At 65.6% G+C, this 15,061-nt stretch carries 15 protein-coding genes and 3 tRNA genes; 6 read left to right on the forward strand and 12 right to left on the reverse strand.

From position 1 onward, the window contains the following. Nucleotides 1-170 precede the first annotated feature (170 nt). From AC5RWO_RS17335 to AC5RWO_RS17345, 3 genes are all read right to left on the reverse strand, one after another. A tRNA-Phe gene (locus tag AC5RWO_RS17335) sits at nt 171-246 on the reverse strand. A 57-nt stretch (nt 247-303) separates the two neighbouring features. Continuing rightward, nucleotides 304-377 (reverse strand) — tRNA-Asp (locus tag AC5RWO_RS17340). Nucleotides 378-460: 83 nt separating this feature from the next. Then, nucleotides 461-533 (reverse strand) — tRNA-Glu (locus AC5RWO_RS17345). A gap of 108 nt (nt 534-641) precedes the next feature. Here AC5RWO_RS17345 and AC5RWO_RS17350 point away from each other — a divergent pair. From AC5RWO_RS17350 to AC5RWO_RS17360, 3 genes are all read left to right on the forward strand, one after another. Further along, the gene (locus AC5RWO_RS17350) at nt 642-1,007 is read left to right on the forward strand and encodes a metallopeptidase family protein (protein ID WP_498638104.1); all 366 of its coding nucleotides are present in this window, start codon (nt 642-644) and stop codon (nt 1,005-1,007) included. A gap of 2 nt (nt 1,008-1,009) precedes the next feature. Continuing rightward, complete coding sequence (locus AC5RWO_RS17355) at nt 1,010-1,942, forward strand: cation diffusion facilitator family transporter (RefSeq protein ID WP_498732767.1); 933 nt, start codon at nt 1,010-1,012, stop codon at nt 1,940-1,942. A gap of 282 nt (nt 1,943-2,224) precedes the next feature. Then, nucleotides 2,225-3,829, forward strand: a complete 1,605-nt coding sequence (locus AC5RWO_RS17360) for a C40 family peptidase (RefSeq protein WP_498732768.1) — start codon at nt 2,225-2,227, stop codon at nt 3,827-3,829. A 26-nt stretch (nt 3,830-3,855) separates the two neighbouring features. Here the strand turns inward: AC5RWO_RS17360 and AC5RWO_RS17365 are convergent, their stop codons facing one another. After that, entirely contained in the window at nt 3,856-4,869 is a 1,014-nt protein-coding gene (locus AC5RWO_RS17365; RefSeq protein ID WP_498732769.1) for a universal stress protein, read from the reverse strand. A 198-nt stretch (nt 4,870-5,067) separates the two neighbouring features. Here AC5RWO_RS17365 and AC5RWO_RS17370 point away from each other — a divergent pair, with 198 nt between their 5' ends. Next, nucleotides 5,068-5,616: an FAD-dependent monooxygenase gene (locus tag AC5RWO_RS17370; protein ID WP_498732770.1), complete on the forward strand. Its 549-nt coding sequence runs from the start codon at nt 5,068-5,070 to the stop codon at nt 5,614-5,616. 1 nt (nt 5,617) lies between these two features. Here the strand turns inward: AC5RWO_RS17370 and AC5RWO_RS17375 are convergent, their stop codons facing one another. Further along, a complete protein-coding gene (locus AC5RWO_RS17375) occupies nt 5,618-6,229 on the reverse strand; it encodes a copper resistance CopC family protein (RefSeq protein ID WP_498732771.1) in 612 nt (203 codons plus the stop codon). Nucleotides 6,230-6,302: 73 nt separating this feature from the next. Between AC5RWO_RS17375 and AC5RWO_RS17380 the strand changes: the two genes are divergently transcribed. Beyond that, nucleotides 6,303-7,763 carry an NCS2 family permease gene (locus AC5RWO_RS17380; protein ID WP_498732772.1) on the forward strand — a complete coding sequence of 487 codons (1,461 nt, stop codon included), beginning with the start codon at nt 6,303-6,305 and terminating at the stop codon, nt 7,761-7,763. A gap of 268 nt (nt 7,764-8,031) precedes the next feature. Here the strand turns inward: AC5RWO_RS17380 and AC5RWO_RS17385 are convergent, their stop codons facing one another. The 3 genes from AC5RWO_RS17385 to AC5RWO_RS17395 all read right to left on the reverse strand — a co-directional run bounded on the left by AC5RWO_RS17385 (nt 8,032) and on the right by AC5RWO_RS17395 (nt 9,987). Continuing rightward, nucleotides 8,032-8,886, reverse strand: coding sequence for a spermidine synthase (locus AC5RWO_RS17385; protein ID WP_498732773.1), 855 nt, complete (start codon nt 8,884-8,886; stop codon nt 8,032-8,034). A gap of 76 nt (nt 8,887-8,962) precedes the next feature. Beyond that, nucleotides 8,963-9,661: an O-methyltransferase gene (locus AC5RWO_RS17390; RefSeq protein ID WP_498732774.1), complete on the reverse strand. Its 699-nt coding sequence runs from the start codon at nt 9,659-9,661 to the stop codon at nt 8,963-8,965. After that, a complete protein-coding gene (locus tag AC5RWO_RS17395; protein WP_498732775.1) occupies nt 9,658-9,987 on the reverse strand; it encodes a thiamine-binding protein in 330 nt (109 codons plus the stop codon). The genes AC5RWO_RS17390 and AC5RWO_RS17395 overlap by 4 nt, the downstream gene beginning before the upstream one ends. A gap of 114 nt (nt 9,988-10,101) precedes the next feature. On the opposite strand from AC5RWO_RS17395, the gene AC5RWO_RS17400 reads away from it, so the two are divergent. After that, nucleotides 10,102-11,244 carry an acetate/propionate family kinase gene (locus tag AC5RWO_RS17400; protein WP_498732776.1) on the forward strand — a complete coding sequence of 381 codons (1,143 nt, stop codon included), beginning with the start codon at nt 10,102-10,104 and terminating at the stop codon, nt 11,242-11,244. Nucleotides 11,245-11,295: 51 nt separating this feature from the next. On the opposite strand, the gene AC5RWO_RS17405 is transcribed toward AC5RWO_RS17400, so the two are convergent. The 4 genes from AC5RWO_RS17405 to AC5RWO_RS17420 form a co-directional block, all read right to left on the reverse strand. Further along, nucleotides 11,296-11,562, reverse strand: a complete 267-nt coding sequence (locus AC5RWO_RS17405; protein ID WP_074700163.1) for a DUF1876 domain-containing protein — start codon at nt 11,560-11,562, stop codon at nt 11,296-11,298. 87 nt (nt 11,563-11,649) lie between these two features. Then, nucleotides 11,650-11,961: an AzlD domain-containing protein gene (locus tag AC5RWO_RS17410; protein ID WP_139003900.1), complete on the reverse strand. Its 312-nt coding sequence runs from the start codon at nt 11,959-11,961 to the stop codon at nt 11,650-11,652. Further along, entirely contained in the window at nt 11,958-12,764 is an 807-nt protein-coding gene (locus AC5RWO_RS17415; protein WP_498732777.1) for an AzlC family ABC transporter permease, read from the reverse strand. The genes AC5RWO_RS17410 and AC5RWO_RS17415 overlap by 4 nt, the downstream gene beginning before the upstream one ends. Before the next feature lie 26 nt (nt 12,765-12,790). Beyond that, nucleotides 12,791-15,013, reverse strand: a complete 2,223-nt coding sequence (locus AC5RWO_RS17420) for a glycoside hydrolase family 15 protein (protein ID WP_498732924.1) — start codon at nt 15,011-15,013, stop codon at nt 12,791-12,793. Between the last annotated feature and the right edge of the window lie 48 nt (nt 15,014-15,061).

Genomic DNA, 15,061 nt, shown 5'->3' on the forward strand with positions numbered 1-15,061 from the left:
CGCCCTAGTCGCCGAAGAAGGACTCTGGATCCGCTCCGGATGGGCAGGCAGGCCATGAAACACGCCCGGGTCATACACACTTTTTTGCCTATAAGCCATAAGCCACAATTCGGCTGCCGGGGCGGCGTTAAATGAAAGAACCCCGCGCTTCCGAGAAGGCGGGGATCTAGTGGTGGCTCCGACCGGCGTCGATCCGGTGACCTTTCGATTTTCAGTCGAACGCTCTACCAACTGAGCTACAGAGCCTGGGAACATCTGACGATGATCACCGTTGACTTTCTAAATCACTCTAGAAAACCAGAGCGACCCTGACGGGACTCGAACCCGCGACCTCCGCCGTGACAGGGCGGCGCGCTAACCAACTGCGCTACAGGGCCTTGCTTTTTTGCCAGCATTCATCTTACCAGTCTTTTGGAGCGGCTTTGACCACGTCCGGCTGACTGGAAATCAGCTTACTGAGTACCCCCAACGGGATTCGAACCCGTGCCGCCGCCGTGAAAGGGCGGTGTCCTAGGCCGCTAGACGATGGGGGCCTTAGGACCACTTCGGATTGTCACCCGCTGTGGACTCATAAAACTATAGAGCCTAGATCCGGATTTTCCAAAACGGGTTTTTGGCACGGGTAGAGTCGATACGTGCCGATGGAAATGTCCCTGCCGGATTTCGAGGACGCGGTCAACGACGCGATCGATCAGATTCCGGACAAGATCGCCCGCGAGATGAGCAACGTGGGCATCTTTGTCGAGGAGGAATACACCCCGCAGCCGTGGGAGGACCCCGAGACGGAACTGCTCGGCCTCTACGAAGGCACACCCCTGACGGAGCGAGACCAATGGTGGGACGCCGGCTCGCTTCCGGACCGGATCACCGTGTTCCGCGGACCGATCCTGCGGATGTGCGAGAGCCGCGACGAAGTCATCCACGAGGTCCTGGTCACCGTGATCCACGAGGTGGCACACCACTTCGGCATCGCGGACGAGCGACTGCACGAATTGGGGTGGGGCTGACCATGGGTCACGGCCACGGACACAGTCACGGTCTGCCCGCTTCCGGCACCGCGACCGCCAAGCACCGCAAGAAGCTCATCTGGGTGGTCGCCATTACCCTTTCCGTGGTGGTCATCCAGGTTATCGGCGCCTTCATCTCCGGCTCCCTGGCACTGCTGGCCGACGCCGGCCACATGCTTTCCGACGCGGCAGGTGTCTCGATTGCCCTGATGGCCGCGTGGATTGCCACGCGTCCGCCCTCGGACAAACGTACTTACGGCTACCAGCGTGCCGAGGTCCTGGCGGCACTGGCCAATGCCGTGGTGCTCATCGTCATTGCGGTCATCATTTTCCTGGAGGCCCTGCGCAGGTTCGGGCAGACGCCGGAGATCCATACCGGCGCGATGCTCCTGACTGCCGTGCTCGGCGCCGTCGCAAATCTCGTCTGCCTGCTGATCCTCCAGGGCGGACACAAGGAAAGCCTCAACGTCCGCGGCGCCTACCTGGAGGTGCTCGGGGATCTGCTGGGCTCGGTCGCGGTGATTGTCGCCGCCGTCGTTATCGCCGTGTCCGGCTTCGTCCAGGCCGACACATTCGCGTCCATCCTGATTGCGGTGATGATCCTGCCGCGGGCCTGGAGCCTGCTGCGCGACGTCGTCAATGTGCTGCTCGAGGCGACGCCCAAGAACGTGGACGTGGCCAGCATCCGCGAGCACATCATGAGCGCCGACGGCGTGGTGGACGTCCACGATATCCACATCTGGACCATTACGTCCGGCGTCCCGGTGTTCTCGGCACACGTGGTGGTGGCCGACGAGACCCTTCACGCCGAGGGGATCGACCGCGTGCTGGACCGGCTTTCCGGGTGCCTGGGCAGCCATTTCGATACCGAACACTGCACTTTCCAGATCGAGCCGGTTTCCCACGCCGATCACGAAACCCGCCACCACGACTGACGTTCCTGCCACCCCATCCACTGCGAATCTCCCCGCCAGAGTCACACCCGTTTCTGCGACACGCCCTGCTTAAATAAGGTAGAACTACACTGTTGTTACTAGTGTTTCTACTGGGACTAATGTTGCCAAAGTGACTAGGGATGCATATTCTCAAGGAGTTGTGAATGCAGCCCGGTCTCCCGTTCGGCCTTCTTTATCGGCCCGAGACCGCCTCGATCCCATGATCGGCCGTTCCTGAACGTATGCATTCACTGCGCACTTGCAGCTAGGGGACCGCAACACATGGGGATGTCACAAGGGCGCTTTGCCTGTTCAAAACGTACGACGCCGGTGCGCACCATTTCGCTGGCGGCTGCCACTGTCGCTTTGCTCGCCACAGCCGGCCTGTCTCCGGCCGTCGCGGCACCCACCGGGGAGCTGCCGCAGGTTTCGGTGTCCGCAGTGCAGATTCCCGCTAGTCCCGCTCTGTCCGACAAAGACATTGACGCGGCCAAGGGGGACGCCGAGGCGACGAAGGCGCTCGTCGAACGGATCGAAGAGCAGCTGCGCGCGGCCAGCGGGGAGCTGGAAAGCGCCCGCTACGAGACGATGCAGTCGCAGAACAACTACAGCACCGCCCTGCTCATCCAGCAGGACCGCACGGCCGAACTGGAAGACGCGCGCGGCAAGGCAAAGCAGGCCGGTGAATACTTCGAAGCGGTCCAGGACCAGGTTGGCCAGCTGGCGGGAGAGCTGTACCGCAATGGCGGCGTCAACCCTGGTTTGAGCTCCCTGCTGGCCAGCGCCGATGCGGACGAAGTGCTCTACAAGGCCTCCACCCTGAACGCGCTGTCCGACAACCGGTTCCAAACCCTGACCTCTGCCCAGCAAGCAGCCCAGCTGTGGGCGGCCTGGGAACTCCACGTTTCGGAAGCCGAAGGAGCCGCCCAGGACGCGGCGGCCGCGGCCAAGGGCGCGGAGTCCAACGCCAAAGCCGCCAGCGCGGCCCACGAACAGCTCGTCAGCAAGCAGGAGGAACAACGCCAGGTCCTGCTAGACCATCTGGCCGAACTCCGCGGCACCAGCGTGGCCGAGGAGAACCAGCGGGTCGCCGCACTGGAAGAAGCCGAGCAACAGCGCCAGTTCGAGGCTCTGGTGACCGAGTCGGAACGCCAGGCAGCCGCGCAGCCAGCAGCAGCCGGCAACCTACCGGCTTCCGGCAATTCCGGAGGCCCGGCGCAGACACCTGCGATGGTCCTTCCGGCCGCGGACGGCATCACCCCGGCTCCGGCTCCTCCAGCTCCGGCCGCCCCCAGCGCCCCGTCGGCGCCTTCCGCACCGGTGGCTCCCCCGGCCCCACCTGCTGCCGCTCCGGCACCCGCACCGGACCGCGCACCGCAACCTGCACCCGAGCCCGAACGCGCACCGGAGCCAGCCCCCGCACCGCCGCCGGCACCCGCCCCGGCGCCCAAGCCTTCGCCGAAACCCGCTCCGCCGAAGCAGGAGCCGGCTCCCGCGCCCGCACCGAATTACTCGATGGCGCAGACCGCGATCAACTACGCGACCGCCAAGGCGTCAAACAAGAAGTCCTTTTACGAATGGGCCGGAAACGGGCCGTGGGGTTTCGACTGCTCCGGCCTGACACAGCAGGCCTTCGGCACGGCGGGCAAATGGATTCCGCGCACGGCCACGGCACAGTATGACCAGGCACCACACAAGGTTTCGCTGGGCAATCTGCAGCCCGGAGACCTGGTGTTCTGGGGCACCGAAGGAAACTTCTGGCATGTGGCGCTCTACATCGGCGGCGGCCAGGTGGTCCACGCCATGAACCCGAACGACGGCTTGCGAGTCACGCCCATCGGCTACATGTACGGCAAACTGCATGGGTATGGAGCGCGCTGGACCTAACCCGGGAGGCTAGGGGCAGGGCAGGATCACTCCTCCGGCATCGGGCCGAATTTCTTGCGGTCGTCGAGCCGCGGATCATGGGCGTCCGGGACCACCATGACGGGGCCCTTGGCATGATGCAGGACTCCCTGGCTGGTGGAACCGAGCAGCATGCCGGCAAATCCGCCGCGTCCGCGCGTACCCATGACCAACAGTTCTGCCGTCCGCGTGGCTTCGATAAGCAGCTCCACGGGAGAGCCGTCCTGGACCTCGCCGCTGATCTGCAGGCCGGGAAAGTGGCTGCGCAGCCAGGCGACGCCGGCGTCCAGCTGTGACCTGAGGTCCGCGTACAGCGCTTCCCGGTCCAGCGGCGCGGGTACCCAGGCCAGCGAACCTGTGAAGGGCGGCAGTGCGCAGATGACACGCAGCGGCCGGCCCCACCGCGCGGCCTGCTCGGCAGCGACGAGCGTGGCCATGCGTGCCTGCTCCGAGCCGTCGACGCCGACCAGGACAACCTTTTCCACGTCGTCGGGCTTGACCGGGGCGTCCTTGGTCTTGGGCAGTTCGAAGTCCACCCCTTCGAGCCGCGGAGCGCAGGCCAGCGGAATGGTCACCGAGGGGCAATGTGCGTGCGCCGGGACGGCACTGCTGACCGAGCCCAGCAGCCTGCCCATGAAGCCGCCGCGTCCACGCGTACCGACAACTACCAGCTCCGCCTCTTCGGACAATTCCAGAAGCACCCCGGCGGCGTCCCCGGTTTCCACCGTGGCATGGACCTCGACGCCGTAGCCGTCCAGCTTCTCCACGGCCTGCTGGAGCACGGCTTCTGCGCCCTCGCGGATCACCGCATCGTCCAAGGTGGCGTAGCCGGCATCCATGCTCGAAGCGGCGAAGACGGGAACGGTATAGGCGGTGATGACATGCAGCGGGGTCCGGCGTTTTTGTGCCTCCTGGGCTGCCCATACCAGTGCACAATGGCTCTGGTCCGAACCGTCCACACCAACCACGATTCCGCGGGGCGTTCCGCCGTGGTTGGCATTACCGGGTGTTGCGTTTGTCATTGCTCCCGCCTCCCTCGAAGGGGCAACTGCTCCGTTGCCATCTACTCTCAGCTTACTCCCAGAGAAGCCTCTTCTCAGGGAGGGCAAATTTGGATAGGCTTCGAGAAATCGCTGTCGAGCTCTCCCTCGGCCTGTGACCTGTGCCCGATGCGGATCCCGCCGCCGTGGCACTCTCTATCCGTTCGAGGAGGCTGTACGGTGAGTGCTGTGTGCCCTGCAGACGTACCGATCGAGTCCACCACCACCGTCGTCATTGGTGCCGGCCTGCCCGGCCTCGCCGTGGCCAGTGAACTGAGCAGGCACGGTGTCGCCTCCATTGTGCTGGAGGGCATGGGCTCGGCCGGCAAGCGCCGGAGTGTCATGACGGACTCGGTCTCGCTGACGGAACGCTCGGAACTGCTGCGGCTGCTCCGCGGCTATGCCACCAGCCACTGCCTGGACGTCCGTTCCAGCACGATGGCCAGCAAACTGAGCCGGGACCCGCAGCAGAAGTGGGTCATCCACACGGAGCAGGGCATCCTGCAGGCGGAGTCGGTGGTGCTGACGGACTGCCCGCAGAACCAGGTCCGCCGGTTCCTGCGCGGCCTCGGTCTCAGCCTCGGCAAGGACCTCCGGACATCGTTGAAGTCCCTGGGCCTCTACCTGGTGGGCGTGGCCGATCTGCTCACGCCCAGCACCCGGGAGATTGTCCGGCAGGCCAAGCTGGTCGGCGATGCCATTGCCGGCGGCCGCATGCTTACCGCCTGAGCTACTCGCCGCCCTTGCCGAGACGGCGCTTAGCCGTCACGCCGATGACGACGCCAAGCACCACAAGCACGGCGACCATGCCGAGGACGCTCCACGGAACGGTCTGGCCGGCTACCGTGAGGCCCGCCGGCTCGTCGGCCGGATTTTCCTGCGTCTCGATCGGCTCGGGCGTGCCCGCGCCGGCGCTGGCGCCAGCACTGGCACCTTCTGTGCCCTCTGCGCCGGATTCCACCATAAAGGTGAAGTTCCCTTCAATCGGATGGGCGTCGGATGACACCACCCGCCACACCACCGAGTATTCGCCCGCAGGCGCATCGGCCTTGATCGGCTGGCTGACTTCGGTATCCGTGATCTGCACCTCGCCGTCGGCCCAGTTGGTGCCCGACGAATCTTGGATCTGCACTACGGAACCCAGCGCCACGGGGACGTTGCTGAAGGTCAGTGTCAGCTCCTCGGGCATGGTCTCCACCGTCGCACCGTCTTCCGGGGTGTGCGAGAGAAGTTCATCATGGGCTTGCGCCCCGGCGGCGGGGAACAGTACGAAGGCGGCGGCCATCAGCACAGCCGTGACTAACCTAACGGCTGCGGAGGCACTCAGGAGAAGCTTTTTCACTCCTCCAGCCTACGTCGAGGGTTAGGATTCATGGGAAACGCGCCATCCCAACACTTCTGCGGAGGACCTCTCCATGCCCCGACAGGGAAATGTACAGACCAAACAGGGCTTCCTGGCCAAGGTGGACACCTATTTTGAGATCACCAAAAGAGGCTCCAACTACTCGCGTGAAATCCGCGGTGGTCTAGCTACCTTTTTTGCCATGAGCTACATTGTGGTGCTCAATCCGCTGATTCTCAGCGGCGCAGACTCGAACGGCGATGAACTCGGTGGTGCCCGCGTGGCTGCCGTCACCGCGTTGGTGGCCGGCGTGCTGACCATCGTCATGGGAGCCTGGGCGAAGTATCCGTTCGCCCTCGCCACCGGTCTGGGTGTCAACGCGTTCATTGCCGTCACCGTGGCCAGCAATCCCGGCCTCACGTGGCCCGATGTCATGGGCCTGGTGGTGCTCTCCGGTGTCACCATGCTGATCCTGGTGCTGACCGGCTTCAGAACGGCCGTCTTCAGGGCTGTTCCCGCGAGCCTGAAAACAGCCATCGTGGTGGGCATCGGCATGTTCATTGCGCTGATCGGCCTGGTCAACGCCGGCTTCGTCCGCCGCGTCCCCGACGTTGCCGGCACGACCGTACCGGTGGGGCTGGGCTTCGACGGCAAGCTCATGGGCTGGCCCACCCTGGTCTTTATTTTCGGCCTGGTCCTGACCATGGCCCTGGTGGTGCGCAAGGTCAGAGGCGCCATCCTGATCGGCATCGTGGCCGCCACCGTCTTCGCCCTAATCGTGGAGGCCGTAGCCCACCCCGGTTCCCAGGGCGCCGGGGTACCCACCGGCTGGTCGCTGGTCACGCCGAGCCTGCCGGACTGGAGCGCCCCGGACCTGAGCCTGATCGGCCAGGTCAACGTCTTCGGCGCGTTCAGCGAACTCGGCGTCACGGCCGCCAGCCTCCTGGCCTTCGCCATCCTGCTCAGTATCTTCTTCGACGCGATGGGCACCATGGTGGGCCTGGCCAACGAGGCCGGCCTGACCGACAAGGAAGGCAACATCCCGCACGTGGACCGGGTGCTGCTGGTCGATGCGGCCGGCGCCATCGCCGGCGGTGGAGCCTCGGTCTCCTCCAACCAGATCTACGTTGAATCCGGCGCCGGGATCGGGGAAGGCGCCCGGACCGGACTGGCAAGCATCGTCACCGGCCTGCTCTTCGTCGTCGCAATGTTCTTCACGCCGCTGATCTACCTGGTGCCGTTCGAGGCGGTGGCCCCGGCACTCGTCGTCGTTGGTTTCATGATGGTGTCGCAGGTGGGCCGGATCGACTGGTCGGACTGGGGCGTGGCCCTTCCATCCTTCCTGACCTTCACCCTGATGCCGTTCACCTACTCGATTGCCAACGGCCTGGGCGCCGGTTTCATCGCCTACGTCATCATCCGCGCCGTGCAGGGCCGCACCAAGGACGTGCATCCGCTCATGTGGGCGGTTGCCGCGGCGTTTGTGATCTTTTTCGGGATCGGGCCGATCGAGCAGCTCCTGGGCATGGCCTGACGGATTAAAACCGAGATGCCGGGTGCTGGGCCTAACTTGGGGGGATTAGGCTTCAGCTCCCGGCATCCGGCACCGGATCAGGTCCGGTTAAGCAGACAGGGTGCTCCAGCCACCATCCATAGTGTCGAAGCCGATTTTGTCCCCGGTCTGCCTCCGAAGAGTTCACCGCAAGCGGATCCCTCCCGGGCCTTTACGGTCTCCCACGACCGTTCATTTCCTAATGTAATACAGAACCTGCTGACAAGTCACAACAATCGGTGAAACGATCCTAATTAGATGCCGGATCTTGCAGAACGGCAACCCCGATGGAAAACTTCGCCACTTCCCCACGACCCCAGAGCTGGGCCGGAACTGCGCCGCCCAGCAGGGCCCGCACGAGTTGCGGGTCGTCACCGAACGGAATATCGCTGCCGGCGATGATGACGTTGCCATAGCGCCGCCCTTTAAGCATAGGCGGGTCCGCGATGATCAAGGTATGTTCGAAGACGCTTGAGATAGTGGCGGCCTCGGCGCGGGCGAGGAGCAGTTGCGGGGTGTCCCCGCAGTTGACCAGATAGATTCCGCCCGGTGCCAGCACCCGGCGGGCGGCTTGGGTGAACTCCAGCGTGACCAGGCTGTCCGGGGTCTGGCTGCCGGCAAAGACGTCCCGGATGATCAGGTCCCGGCTGTTTTCGGACAGCGACTCGGTGACCTCGCGGGCTTCGCCGACCCGGATGCGCACCAGCGGCGCCTTGGGGATATCGAACCATTGCCGGACCAGCTCGGCCAGTTTGGCATCGATTTCGACGACGACCTGCCGCGCGTCCGGGTAGCGCGACGCGAGGTAACGCGCCATCGAGCAGGCCCCGCCGCCCAGATGCAGCGCCCGCAGGGAACCCGTTGCCGGCCAGTGCGACTCGATCAGCGCCGCCATCCAGCGCATGTACTCGAAGTCCAGCCGCTCGGGCTCGCCGATCACTACATGCGATGACTGGACCCCGTTGATTTTCAGCAGCCAGGCGTCCGTGCCGTCGGCGTCCCGGACCAGTTCGGCCACGCCGGAGGAAATCTCGTACCGGCCTTCGGCGGGCCCGGCAGTAGCAGCGGTCGGCTCGGGGTTCCGGCCGCGCTTGCGCCGTCCCATCAGCCGTTCCGGTCGGCGAAATCAGGCGCAGTCATACCGTTGATCGTAAGACGTCCGCCGCCCGGCCGGAAACCGCCTACTTCACAACCGCGAAGGCGAAGCCGTCCCAGCCCTTGGAGCCGATGGTCTGCACGGCCGTGGCATCCAGCCGGTCATCGCTGCCCAGCAGCGCCAACGCATCGCGCGTGCCACGGATGGCCGCCGCCTCCGCATCATCCCCGCCCGCCCCGGCCTGGTCCGCATCCAGTACGCTGCCGCCGCGGACTACGTTGTCCACCACGATCAGGCTGCCGGAGCGGGTCAGCTTCAGCGCCCAGTTGACGTAGTTGGCGTTGTTTTCCTTGTCGGCGTCGATGAAAACCAGGTCAAAGGGGCCCACGCCTTCAGCCTCGAGCTGCGGCAGCGTGTCCAGTGCGGCGCCCACCCGGATGCTGACCTTGGCACTGACGCCGGCCCGATCCAGATTCTCCCGCGCTACCTCGGCATGGCGCGCCTCGTACTCGCAGGTGACCACTTCGCCGTCGTCCGGTAATCCGCGCGCCAGCCACGTGGTGCTGTAGCCGCCCAGGGTGCCGATTTCCAGCACCTTCCTGGCACCGGTCAACCGGGCCAGCAGCATCAGCAGCTTTCCCTGCGGCGCGGCCACTTCGATGTGCGGCATTCCGGCGGCCGCGGTGGCGTCACGGGCCGCGGCCAGCGCCTCGTCTTCGCCGACCAGCGTGGCGGTGAGGTAGTCCTCCACCTCCACCCAGCGCTCTCCCGAGCCGGCGTTCATGTTCGGTCCTGTTCGCTGATGGCTGCTTCCAGCCGTTCCACCTTGCCGGTCAGTTCCCCGTAGTAGCCGGGCCGGATGTCCGCTTTCAGGACCAGCGACACCCGCTCGCCGAACTGTCCGACGGCTTCCGTGGCCCGCTTGATGACGTCGAAGACCTCGTCCCACTCACCCTCGATGGTGGTGAACATGGCGTCCGTCTTATTGGGCAGGCCCGATTCGCGGACAATTTTCACGGCGGCAGCGACGGCCCCGTGGACCGAAGCATCGTGTGGTGCGGGCCCTGTGGCAGGCGCCCCGGATGGAGAAACAGAGAAGGCTACAAGCATGAGCCCAGTCTTCCACAGCCACCTGCGGCGCAACAGGCTTTGCCCGGCGGTAGTCCGCGGCGGCCGGCTTTGGCAGGATGGGGGTGGACCACTCTTCCCCGGGAGGCACGTTTTATGCTGATCCTCGTCATCAACTCCGGCTCCTCGTCGCTGAAGTACCAGGTGCGCGAGGTCCCCGCGGAGGACAACGCGGTCCTGACCGACGGCAGCATTGGGCAGATCGGCGACGGCGAAGTCCGCGACCACGCCGACGCCCTTGAGGCCATGGCCAAGGAGCTGGACCGGCAGCTCGGCTCCCGCGAGATTGACGTGGTGGGCCACCGGGTGGTGCACGGCGGCGAGGACTATGATCGCCCCGTGCTGATTTCGCCCGAGGTGCTGGAGACGATCGAGCGCCTCAGCCCGCTAGCGCCGCTGCACAACCCGGCGAACGCCGAAGGCATCCGGGCGATCGGCAAGAAGTGGCCGGACATTCCGCAGGTGGCCGTTTTCGACACTGCCTTCCACCGCACGCTGCCCGAACACGCCTGGCGCTATGCCCTGCCCGATGAGCTGTACCGCGAACATGGAATCCGGCGCTACGGCTTCCACGGCAGCAGCTTTGAATACGTCACCGGAGAGGCGGCCAGGCTGCTCGGCATCCCGCCCGGTTCCTTCAACGCCGTGATTGCGCATGTGGGCAACGGCGCCTCGGCCACCGCCATCTCCGGCGGCCGAAGCGTGGACACCTCGATGGGGCTGACCCCGCTAGAGGGTCTGGTCATGGGCACCCGGCCGGGCGATCTCGATCCCGGGCTGGTGCTCTTCCTGCAGCAGACCGGCCGGACCCCGGACGACCTGCAGGAGCTGTTCAACCACGAATCCGGGCTGAAGGCCCTGGCCGGGGAGAGCGATATGCGCCGGATCGTCGAAGCCGCAAACAACGACGACGCCAGGGCGGCACTGGCGCTGGAGGTCGCGAGCTACCGGTTGGCCAAGTACGTCGGCGCGTACCATGTTGCCTGCGGCGGCGCCCAGGCCCTGGTCTTCACCGCCGGAGTTGGTGAGCACTCCGCCGCGTTCCGCGCCCTCGCCGTCGACCGCCTCGGCGTGCTGGGCATCACGCTGGACAGCGCGGCCAACTCGGCGGCCGACGATCCGCAGGAGGCGTGCGTCATCAGCGGCGCCGGATCCGCCATTCCCGTCCTGGTGGTTCCCACGGACGAAGAAAAGGTCATCGCCGAGGCGGCTGCCGCCGTCGTTAGTCAGCGCACGTAGCCAACGCCGTCCTTAATCAGCGCAGCGCGTTCGTCCCGGCTGCGCTCCTTGTCAGCCCTTGAGGTGCGCCCGCTCCTTGGTCGAATTTTCGATATCCGACGCCGTGGCTTCGATCAGCTGATGCGCCAGGTCCGACAGGGCCCGTGCAGCGGCCAGCTCATCGCCGATCTTGGGGACGTCGGAGTCGATCGGATTGAGCCGGGCCAACCCGATTCCCCGGTGATCTCCTCCGCCGTCCGCCTTCAACTTGGCCTCGGCCCGCGTTTTCCCTTCGTACTCGTCGATGACGATCTCCACCGACCAGCGCTTTTCCTCCATGGTCACCGCCTCCTCTTAACACCCCCACCTTCCGACGCCATGGCAACTGCGTCAAGGGTCCGTGGGCACAGAGTTTGCCGGTCTTGCCTAGCCCCAGCCGGCGAGGCGGAGCAGGGCCGCCGCAGCGGCGCCGGCGATGACGACGACGAGGAACGGCGCGCGCAGCACCAGGGCTACCGCGGCGGCCAGCAGTGCGCCGAACCGCGCATCGAAGGTCAGCTGCTGCCCCGAGGAGAAGGCGTTGACCACCGTCAGCGAGGCCAACAGGCCGATGGTCAGCGTGGCAGCAACGCGGGACATCCGCTCGTTCTTCATCCACTTCGCCGGCACCAGATAGCCCACGAGTTTGGTGGCGTAGCTGACCACGCAGGCGACGAGAATCCAGAACCACAGGCTCATTCGGGCCTCCTCTGGTGCGAGCCGTTCTTGCCCCGGCCGCGGCTGGCCGTGGCGTCTTCGGGCAGCACCATGTGATGGCAGTCGTGCTCGGAATACGGCTCGTCGTAGGGTTCGATGTCCGGGGCCATGCCGGTGGGAACGCGATTATGCGCGAACCAGCCGATGGCCCCGGCGACGCCCGCGGCGACCAGGATGGGAACGCCGCTCGGCAGGAAGGGGACCGCCAGCAGCGTTGCCAAACCGCAGACGACGGCGATGGCGGCCGGCTCCTTGCCCTTGAGCCGGGGCCACAGCAGTGCCAGGAACGCCGCCACGGCTGCCCCGTCCAGTCCCCACTGCTTCGGATCGCCCAAGGCGTTACCGGCGAGCGCGCCCACGGCGGTGAACAGGTTCCACAGGATGAAGATGCCCACCCCGGCGGTCCAGAAGCCGCGGCGCTGCTCGCCCGGGTCGGTCTGCCCGGACGCAGTGGCGGTCGACTCGTCAATAGTGACCTGGGCGGCCAGCAGTTTGCGCCAGTTCGGCGGCGACAGCAGGGCGTTCATCTGCATGCCGTAGATCCCGTTGCGGATGCCGAGCAGCGCCGAAGCGCTCATCGCCGCAATGCCGGTGCCGCCGCCGCTGATAACGCCAATGAAGGCGAACTGGGAGCCGCCGCTGAAGAGCAGGAAACTCAGGGCCATGGTCTGCCAGAAGTCCAGACCTGACGCCACGGACAGGGCGCCGAACGAGATCCCGTAGAGCCCGGTGGCGATGGCGATGGAAAGCCCCACCTTCACCGCGGGGGACTGCAATAACTTCACCCCACCAGACTAGTCCTCCACAGGAACTACAGAGCTTCCTGTGCGTGGCCGTTGATGGCGTCAGCGGCCCGGATGAGGGCCAGATGCGAGAAGGCCTGCGGATAGTTGCCCGCCATGCGCTTGTTCACCGGGTCGTACTCTTCGGCCATCAGCCCCAGTTCGTTGGCGTAGCCCACCAGCTGGTCCATCAGCTCGCGGGCGTCTTCGATCCGGCCGGACCGGGCGTACTGCTCCACCAGCCAGAAGGAACAGGCCAGGAACGGGTGCTCGCCCGGCTCCAGGCCATCTAAGCCGGCTTCCGTCCGGTACCGCAGGATCAAGCCGAACTCATCAACTAGCTCCTGCTCGAGGCGGGCCACAGTACCCAGCATCAGGTCGTCGTCGTACTTCACGAATCCCACCTGCGGGATCACCAGCAGGGAAGCGTCCACCTCGGTGCTCCCGTAGGTCTGGACGAACGAATTGATCTCCCTATTGAACCCCTGCTCCATGATCTCCTCGCGGAGTTCGTCACGCAGATCCGCCCAGTGCTCCGCCTCGCCGTCCAGCCCGTGGTCGCGCACGGCGCGCACCCCGCGGTCGAAGGCAGCCCACATCATCACACGCGAGTGGGTGAAATACTTCTGCTTGCCGCGCATCTCCCAAATGCCGTGGTCCTTGTTGTCGAAATGCTTCTCGATGTAGTGCAGCAGAGCCTTCTGCAAGGGCCAGGAGAAATGGTCCTCCTGACCGCCCATGTTGCGCAGTTTCTCGAGCACCACCATGACCTCGCCGATCACGTCCGCCTGGTACTGCCCGACGGCGCCATTGCCGATCCGCACCGGCTTCGAGTCCGCGTAGCCGGGGAACTGGTCCAGCTCCCGCTCGGCCAGATGTCGCTCACCGGCCAGGCCGTACATGATCTGGAGGTCCTCCGGGTCGCCGGCGACGGCGCGCAGCAGCCAGTTGCGCCATTCCAGCGCCTCTTTTTCATAGCCGTGGGTCATCATGGATTCCAGCGTCAGGGCGGCGTCCCTGAGCCAGACGTACCGGTAGTCCCAGTTGCGTTCCCCGCCGAAATGCTCGGGCAGCGACGTGGTGGGCGCGGCGACGATCCCGCCGGTCGTCTCGTGGGTCATCGCGCGCAGCACCAGCAGCGAGCGCTTGACCATCTCGTGGTATTCCCCTTGCGGAGGGAAGCGCGAGGACCAGTCCCGCCAGTACATCAGGGTGTCTTCCAGTGCCTGGTCCACGTCGATCATGGGCGGAACCGGGCGGTGCGATTGAAACCAGCACAGTTCAAAGTCAACGGTTTCGCCGGCCTTAACCACGAATTGGCCGCGGTGCCGGCGGTCCTTGGCGTGGGGCAGGTTGGACCCGTGCAGGACCACAGCGTCCGGGCCGGCGATGCCGACAATGGATTCCTCGTCGGCGTCCTCGTTTCTGACCCGGCTGACCCACGGCACCACAACACCGTAGCCGAATCGCACCACGATCTCCTGGCTGATGGTCACGGTGCCGCTGACGCCTTCTACCCGGCGGACCAGGGAGGCCCGGCGGTCGCCTACGGGCATGAACTCGGTAATGGTGGCGTCGCCGGTGTCCGTCCTCCAGCGGGTGCGGAGCACAAAGCTGGAGTCGATGTAACTGCGTTCGACGACGACGGGGGCTCCGGCACGCTTCTTGCGTTCTGCTTCATTCTGCTCGTCCGCGCCGGTGGGTTTGCCTTCCTCGCCATGAACGGATCCTTCCCGCCGGGCGTGATCTCCGCGCGGGTCTTTGGCTTGTCCGCGGACCTCGCCGCCGCGGTGCACAGCCTCCGTGGTAGCGCCACCCTCCACAGTCAGATCCTGTCCTTGGTCCTGGTCAGAGACTACTGCCGTGGCGCTCCCGCCGGCAGCGGCCTTGCCCTCCGTGGCCCCGTCCCGGTCCCGGGCTTTCGCGTCGGCGCCGCTCGCGGCGGCATCGGGGTCGATCTGCTGGCCTGCGTCGCCGGTACCCTCGGCGGGCCCGGCACCTTGACCGGCCGTTTCCCCTGCCGGCCCTGTGCCCAGCGGGACATCGGTTTGCTCACGGCTACCATCCGGAGCCAGCAGCCAGCGGCCGTGCTCTTCAGTGCCCAGCAGGGCACCGAACGTCGAATCTGAATCAAAGCGTGGGAAGCAGAGCCAGTCCATGCTGCCGTTCCGGGAGACCAGTGCCCCCGTGTGCAGATCCGATATGAGCGCGTAGTCCTCAATTGGAGATGCCATTTCTCCACTCAACCACAGGCAGGAGCAGGTGTGCCACGGTCCGCGTTATTCTGCGGCGGCTATTCG

Source organism: Arthrobacter sp. B055-34 (assembly GCF_059090425.1).

Bases quoted from the DNA above. Each gene is read 5' to 3' on its own strand.
- AC5RWO_RS17350 (WP_498638104.1), top strand. From the start codon at position 642: ATGGAAATGTCCCTGCCGGATTTCGAGGACGCGGTCAACGACGCGATC.
- AC5RWO_RS17355 (WP_498732767.1), top strand. From the start codon at position 1,010: ATGGGTCACGGCCACGGACACAGTCACGGTCTGCCCGCTTCCGGCACC.
- AC5RWO_RS17360 (WP_498732768.1), top strand. From the start codon at position 2,225: ATGGGGATGTCACAAGGGCGCTTTGCCTGTTCAAAACGTACGACGCCG.
- AC5RWO_RS17365 (WP_498732769.1), bottom strand. From the start codon at position 4,869: ATGACAAACGCAACACCCGGTAATGCCAACCACGGCGGAACGCCCCGC.
- AC5RWO_RS17380 (WP_498732772.1), top strand. From the start codon at position 6,303: ATGCCCCGACAGGGAAATGTACAGACCAAACAGGGCTTCCTGGCCAAG.
- AC5RWO_RS17385 (WP_498732773.1), bottom strand. From the start codon at position 8,886: ATGGGACGGCGCAAGCGCGGCCGGAACCCCGAGCCGACCGCTGCTACT.
- AC5RWO_RS17390 (WP_498732774.1), bottom strand. From the start codon at position 9,661: ATGAACGCCGGCTCGGGAGAGCGCTGGGTGGAGGTGGAGGACTACCTC.
- AC5RWO_RS17395 (WP_498732775.1), bottom strand. From the start codon at position 9,987: ATGCTTGTAGCCTTCTCTGTTTCTCCATCCGGGGCGCCTGCCACAGGG.
- AC5RWO_RS17400 (WP_498732776.1), top strand. From the start codon at position 10,102: ATGCTGATCCTCGTCATCAACTCCGGCTCCTCGTCGCTGAAGTACCAG.
- AC5RWO_RS17405 (WP_074700163.1), bottom strand. From the start codon at position 11,562: ATGGAGGAAAAGCGCTGGTCGGTGGAGATCGTCATCGACGAGTACGAA.
- AC5RWO_RS17410 (WP_139003900.1), bottom strand. From the start codon at position 11,961: ATGAGCCTGTGGTTCTGGATTCTCGTCGCCTGCGTGGTCAGCTACGCC.